The sequence below is a fragment of the Microcystis sp. LSC13-02 genome, from assembly GCA_002282935.1.
Classification (GTDB): domain Bacteria; phylum Cyanobacteriota; class Cyanobacteriia; order Cyanobacteriales; family Microcystaceae; genus Microcystis.
This window is the reverse complement of sequence record MTBT01000269.1, coordinates 1-5588: the sequence shown is the minus strand read 5'-3', so window position 1 is coordinate 5588 and position 5588 is coordinate 1. Positions and strand designations below refer to the sequence as shown.

The 5588-nt window shown below is 38.5% G+C and carries 10 protein-coding genes and 1 pseudogene; 10 read left to right on the top strand and 1 reads right to left on the bottom strand.

Features of this window, described 5'->3' with window-relative positions:
* Positions 1-90 precede the first annotated feature (90 nt).
* Positions 91-759, bottom strand: coding sequence for a lipoyl(octanoyl) transferase LipB (lipB, locus tag BGL89_RS17190; protein WP_286826755.1), 669 nt, complete (start codon positions 757-759; stop codon positions 91-93).
* Positions 760-960: 201 nt separating this feature from the next.
* Between lipB and BGL89_RS21540 the strand changes: the two genes are divergently transcribed.
* The 10 genes and pseudogenes from BGL89_RS21540 to BGL89_RS17140 all read left to right on the top strand — a co-directional run.
* Positions 961-1086 (top strand): BrnT family toxin, encoded by a 126-nt coding sequence (locus BGL89_RS21540; protein WP_286826754.1) that lies wholly within the window; start codon positions 961-963, stop codon positions 1084-1086.
* Between the two features lie 65 nt (positions 1087-1151).
* Positions 1152-1430 carry a BrnA antitoxin family protein gene (locus BGL89_RS17180; protein WP_286826753.1) on the top strand — a complete coding sequence of 93 codons (279 nt, stop codon included), beginning with the start codon at positions 1152-1154 and terminating at the stop codon, positions 1428-1430.
* Positions 1431-1569: 139 nt separating this feature from the next.
* On the top strand, positions 1570-1800 hold the full coding sequence (locus BGL89_RS17175; RefSeq protein WP_286826752.1) for a type II toxin-antitoxin system Phd/YefM family antitoxin: 231 nt from the start codon (positions 1570-1572) through the stop codon (positions 1798-1800).
* Positions 1785-2189: a type II toxin-antitoxin system VapC family toxin gene (locus BGL89_RS17170; RefSeq protein ID WP_286826751.1), complete on the top strand. Its 405-nt coding sequence runs from the start codon at positions 1785-1787 to the stop codon at positions 2187-2189. The genes BGL89_RS17175 and BGL89_RS17170 overlap by 16 nt, the downstream gene beginning before the upstream one ends.
* Positions 2190-2421: 232 nt before the next feature.
* Positions 2422-2571: an anacyclamide/piricyclamide family prenylated cyclic peptide gene (locus tag BGL89_RS17165; RefSeq protein ID WP_286826750.1), complete on the top strand. Its 150-nt coding sequence runs from the start codon at positions 2422-2424 to the stop codon at positions 2569-2571.
* Positions 2572-2820: 249 nt separating this feature from the next.
* Positions 2821-3189 (top strand): DUF5838 family protein, encoded by a 369-nt coding sequence (locus BGL89_RS17160; RefSeq protein ID WP_286826749.1) that lies wholly within the window; start codon positions 2821-2823, stop codon positions 3187-3189.
* 89 nt (positions 3190-3278) lie between these two features.
* Positions 3279-3845 carry a Uma2 family endonuclease gene (locus BGL89_RS17155; protein ID WP_286826748.1) on the top strand — a complete coding sequence of 189 codons (567 nt, stop codon included), beginning with the start codon at positions 3279-3281 and terminating at the stop codon, positions 3843-3845.
* A 14-nt stretch (positions 3846-3859) separates the two neighbouring features.
* Positions 3860-4250 (top strand): annotated as a pseudogene (locus BGL89_RS17150) (Uma2 family endonuclease).
* A 17-nt stretch (positions 4251-4267) separates the two neighbouring features.
* Positions 4268-4936, top strand: coding sequence for a Uma2 family endonuclease (locus tag BGL89_RS17145; protein ID WP_286826747.1), 669 nt, complete (start codon positions 4268-4270; stop codon positions 4934-4936).
* 53 nt (positions 4937-4989) lie between these two features.
* Positions 4990-5588: DUF2887 domain-containing protein (locus tag BGL89_RS17140; protein WP_286826746.1), on the top strand; the 599-nt coding region annotated here is incomplete at its 3' end.

Genomic DNA, 5588 nt, shown 5'->3' with positions numbered 1-5588 from the left:
CAGGTGCGAAACCCCGCAAGGGAAAGAAGCAGAAACCTAAATCGTGAGGTTTGGGAATCACCGTCCGTTTACGGCGGTGAGGATGTCAAATTAATCCTTGTCAAGAGAAAATAATTCCACACCGAAAACTGAGGCGAAAACTCTCGATAAATCTCGCTGTACTTGCATAAGACTAATATTAGGCAGAAACTGCTGTAAACTGCCCACGGGTTTATTAGCAATCCCACAGGGAATAATCTCGGCAAAACCGCTTAAATCTGGACAAACATTGACGGCAAAACCATGATAGGTAATCCAATGACTAACTTTAATACCGATTGCCGCTATTTTATACCCTTCTACCCATACCCCCGTCAAACCCCCGATTCTTTCCCCCGACAATCCATAAATAGCGATAGTTTGCAGGATGACTTCTTCTAATTGTCGCAAATACCAGTGTAAATCCTGCTGATAATAGCGCAAATTGAGGATCGGATAGCCCACTAATTGCCCCGGACAGTGATAGGTGACTTGGCCTCCTCGCTCGATTCTATACACTTCTTTGTCGGTTTTGTCAAGATTAAATTTAATAAACTTAATATCTGAACCGCTACCGAGGGTGTAAACGGGGGGATGTTCCAGTAGGAGCAAAATGTCGGGCAAGTTAGGATTAGCAATTCTCGCCTCCACCAGCGATCGCTGGTGCGACCACGCGAGAGCATAGGGAGTAATTGCCTGAATTTTTAGCTCACAGAGACGAGGTATTTTTTGAGCATTCATCGAGAGATGTGATTGGTCAAATTATTTAAGAAATGTGGAAGATCACCAAGGAAAATTAACAGAAGGGAAGCATAGATGTGGGGTAGAATAGTAAGTGCTAATCTAAAGTTATCCCATCTATCATCTCTTGGGATAAATATACACCAGTTTATCCTCATCAGCACCAACAAAGCACCAGAACAACGCTAATTCAAGTCTGAATTGTCCCAGGGATTTGACTTTGCAGATGCCTATCGTATCTTTAACTTACCGATGGTTGTTGAATTAGATGAGCGAGAGAATTATGGAGAAGATCGCTTTGTTGCTATTGGTTTACTAGATGACTGAACCTGACGCTCAAACAATTCGTATTATATCTTTAAGAAAATCATTATCTTATAAACAAAAATATTATGAACAATATCTCAAAAACAGATTGGAATAGAATTGATGAAATGAAAGATGAGGATATTGACACTTCTGATATTCCTCCTCTATCAGAGTATTTTTGGGCTAAAGCACAACTGCGAATGCCTAATCCTTCTGTTACTGTAGAAGTTGAAGTCGATCCAGAAACTTTTGCCTGGTTTCAGTCCCAAGGAGGAACGGCACAACAACAAATGTCTGTTGCGTTGAAAATTTATGCCCAAGCGAATAAGGTTTGTTCTTCATCTACAACTACTAATCCCTAAAAGGAGATAGCTGTTTTATTAAGTGAGAAAGTGTGATTCGCAAACTTGACTTTTTCTTAACAAAAATTGACCTAGAAACTATTGACATTGTTGGTGGTGTAGTCTAAAATATTAACAATAAACTCATCAAAAAATGTTTATGAAAACTGTTGACAAAACTCAGTTAAAAGATAATTTACTAGAATTGTTACAAAATGTAGAGTTAGAAGGCGAAGAGATTGTAGTGATCGAGGGAAATAAGCCAGTGGCGAGAATTTCACCCTATCGAAAAAGTCATTCAACTGCGGAATTATTTAAAACTATGCGAGGAAAAGTTCGGTATTTTGAAGATTTAACTACTCCCACAACTGAAGAATGGCAGCAAGTATAAAAATTGTTCTTGACACTTGCGCTTTAATTTGGTGGAGTTTAGATCCAGATAAACTTTCTCCAAGAGCCCTGTCAGCTTGCGATCTTATGGAACAGGAAAAAAATGGTCTAGTGCCATCAATAGCATTCTGGGAAATAGCCATTAAGATTAAAAACCAAAAATTAGATTTAGGTGTGGACATTGATGACTATATTGCAGCGATCAAAAGGTCTGATGTTATCCAGATTATTCCCATAGATGAGAACATTTGGCTAGAAAGTGTTAAGTTACAATGGGAACATCGAGATCCAGCAGATAGAGTGGTTGTGGCAATTGCCCAAAAAAATCAAGCTCCTATTATTACCGCAGATCAAAAAATAGCTAATTTCTATTCTTCAGTAATTTGGTAAGCTGTTGTGCATTTAAATTGGGTATGGACAAGGGGCTTAAGCTTCTTGTCTCAACGGTTTTCAGCAATGAGGAGGATTTTTGTTGACTAATTCAAGACACCCCTTCCCTAAAAAAAAATCTTCTTGATCTTCCCCCCTGTAGGGGGGGGGTAGCTGTTTTATTAAGGCTGTTGACTTGGATTGGCAGTTTTGCCATACTGTGAAAAACCAACTGATTGGAGGAAATTCCACCATGAAAACCAAGAAACTGACACCCCGCAATGCTGCTCCTGTCCAACGGGAAAATGCCGCTACCGTCTCTCGTGATGGCAATGCGATCGCCCCCCTGGAATGGGATGCGCGGGATTCGCGGTATCCTTTTGCGGGAGACGACGCGGAGTAATCCTCCCGATTCAAGCATCGAACTTCAAATCATGTCAAAAGTCTTTTTCTGCTTGCCAAGGCGCACGGTTGCTCCCTTGTAATTGACGCACAATCCTTGTTAATTCAGGGCTTTCTGTTACCTGGCACGCGGGAGAAGCTTTTGAGCGAAGTGATTAAAAAAGTCGGGGATTTTCTTAAACTCTGAGAATCAAAATCAAAGATTTACATAAATCCCCGACTTTTCATCTTTAATCTAACACTTGAAATTATGATAGTTGCTGAGATTCAAAAAAACTCCCTCAAAGAGCAAAGAATACAATTTGTCCGTAATCATCAACAAGCTTTTGATGTTGAGCCGATTTATACTCTGCGGCTGTTTGAAGATTTTGTTATGGAAGTTGAAGGCGATTGTAATATTGAAGCCTCCTGTAAGATAGAATTAGATAAACTCATTGCCTCACGGTTTATGCTCTTTTTTAAAGATCAGTCCCAAGAATGGCAAAAATGTCTAACTCAATCTTTAGCTTTTTTTCTGCAAGTTGAAAGCCGTGTTGGTGTTCAATTAGATTATTCGTTATTACAGAAATTTTTAGGACATAACTTTGACTTTAGCAAACTAACAGTTCTTAGTATGTAGGTAGGTACTACTCAAAAAGAATTAGAGAAAACGAAGATTGACAATATTCGGCTTTATTATTACAAATCATTCAAGATGGAGTAAAATTGATGTTAATAACTAAACCTCGATTTGAAACCTTCGCTGAATATCTACAATATGAGGATAATTCAGAGGGATTATATGAATTATTTAACGGCAAATTGATAGAAATGCCACCAGAATCAGGACTGAACTACCAAATTGCCAATCGTCTTTTCTTGGTATTTGCCTTAATGCTAGGAACTGATATAATCAGAGGACATGGTTTAGAATTAGAAGTCAGAGGAGAACCTAAAAACCGTTATCCTGACTTAACAATTATTCGAGAAGAACATATTAAACTACTCTCAAAAAGAAATACTATTCTTCTTTCCATGTCACCCCCTTTATTAGTTATTGAAGTAGTTAGCCTTGGTGAAATTCAAAGAGAAAGAGATTACATAGCCAAAAGAATCCAATATCAAGATTGTGGTATTCCTGAATACTGGATAGTTGATCCCCAAACTCAAACCATTTTAGTCTTAGAATTAAGAGGAAATACTTATACAGAAATAGGTAATTTTAGCAATGATGACTTAGTAAAATCATCTATATTTAATCAACTAAATATAAAAGTTTCTCAAGTATTTAATTAGGCAAATTAACCCCCATGATTACCGCAGAAAGCATTACCTTAAACTTAAAATCCGTCAATTTAAGCGATGAGCAATTTTATCAACTTTGCCATAGTAACGACGATTGGCGAATTGAACAAACTGCCGAAGGCGAATTAATCATTATGCCCCCAATTGGTGCTATTAACAGTTTGTCCTGATTTTGTGATAGAATTAAGGTTGCGTACTGATTCTTTAAGTCAACTCCAAGAAAAAATGGAGGAATATCTTGATAGTGGCTTAAGACTCGGTTGGTTAATTGATCCCATTAGTCAACAGGTAGCCATCTATCGCCAAAATCAGGAAGTATAAATCGTCTCATTACCAACCACCTTATCTGGGGAGGACGTTTTACCCAGATTTACTTTAGAATTACCCATTTTTTGACGACAGGAAATACCAAGATGATAGCTACTGCAACAATTTCTCCTCAATTAACCATTCCACGCCTAGAAAATGGGGACAAGCTTACTCGTCGTGAATTTGAGCGTAGATATAATGCCATGCCAAATCTAAAAAAAGCAGAACTCATTGAAGGAATTGTTTATATTATGGCTTCTCCCCTAAGAATTACGAATCATGGCAATCCTCATGCGCGCATTATTACTTGGTTAGGTAACTATTGGTCAAGTACACCCGGAACAGAATTAGGTGATAATTGTACGGTGCGCCTTGATGCGGACAATGAACCTCAACCTGATGCACTATTAAGAATTAAAAATGGTGGACAATCAACGATTAGTGAGGATGGTTATGTCGAAGGTGCGCCAGAGTTAATCGTCGAAATTGCAGCGAGTACCGTCTCCCTTGACTTACATCAAAAACTCAATGTTTATCGCCGTAACCAAGTGCAAGAATATTTAGTCTGGCGAGTCGAAGATGGAGAATTTGATTGGTTTAGATTAACCAATGAAGAATATATTAAACTTGAACCGAACTCAGAAGGGATAATTTGTTCCCAGATATTCCCTGGATTATGGTTAGATAGAGATGCTTTACTAGCTGGTGATTTAGGCAAGGTTTTAGAGGTTTTGCAATTAGGAATAGCTACGCTCAAACATCAAGCTAGTTAGAGTAATCTAAATTTAACAAAAACTTAACGAAAATTCATAAAAAAACTATTGACTTGACGACCAAAGAAGGAGTAATGAAAACCGATAAAATCTTTTATACCCTATTTCAAGTCTTTCCCGAACTTCTCTTTCAACTGCTAGGAGAATCTCCCAATCTAGCGCAAAATTATCAATTCAAGTCAATCGAAATCAAAGAATTGGCTTTCCGACTCGATGGGGTATTTATTCCCGATGCAGACCACCCAGATTATCCGCTTTACTTTGTCGAAGTTCAATTTCAAAAAGACGAGGATTTTTATTGGCGATTTATGACTCAAATCTTCCTCTATCTCAAGCAGTATAAGCCGGAACGCGCCTGCTGTCCCGTGATTCTGTGGGGAAAGCGCCGCTTGGACATTGGGTTTCCCATCGCTTACCAAAATTTGCTAAACTTAGAGCGGATACAACGAATATATCTCGATGAAATCGAGGCTGAATCTCCTCCCTCTCTGGGGATAAGTATCCTCCAGTTTATCCTCATCAGCGGGAAAAAAGCACCCGAACAGGTTCAATCCTTGATTAAGCAAACTCGCCAACAGATTATTGACCCTAACACTCAAAGAAATGTTATCGAGTTAATCGAGAAGATTATTATCTACAAATTTCCGCAGAA

Bases quoted from the DNA above. Each gene is read 5' to 3' on its own strand.
- BGL89_RS17170 (WP_286826751.1), top strand. From the start codon at position 1,785: ATGGCAGCAAGTATAAAAATTGTTCTTGACACTTGCGCTTTAATTTGG.
- BGL89_RS17145 (WP_286826747.1), top strand. From the start codon at position 4,268: ATGATAGCTACTGCAACAATTTCTCCTCAATTAACCATTCCACGCCTA.
- BGL89_RS17160 (WP_286826749.1), top strand. From the start codon at position 2,821: ATGATAGTTGCTGAGATTCAAAAAAACTCCCTCAAAGAGCAAAGAATA.
- BGL89_RS17155 (WP_286826748.1), top strand. From the start codon at position 3,279: ATGTTAATAACTAAACCTCGATTTGAAACCTTCGCTGAATATCTACAA.
- BGL89_RS17165 (WP_286826750.1), top strand. From the start codon at position 2,422: ATGAAAACCAAGAAACTGACACCCCGCAATGCTGCTCCTGTCCAACGG.
- lipB (WP_286826755.1), bottom strand. From the start codon at position 759: ATGAATGCTCAAAAAATACCTCGTCTCTGTGAGCTAAAAATTCAGGCA.
- BGL89_RS17180 (WP_286826753.1), top strand. From the start codon at position 1,152: ATGAACAATATCTCAAAAACAGATTGGAATAGAATTGATGAAATGAAA.
- BGL89_RS17175 (WP_286826752.1), top strand. From the start codon at position 1,570: ATGAAAACTGTTGACAAAACTCAGTTAAAAGATAATTTACTAGAATTG.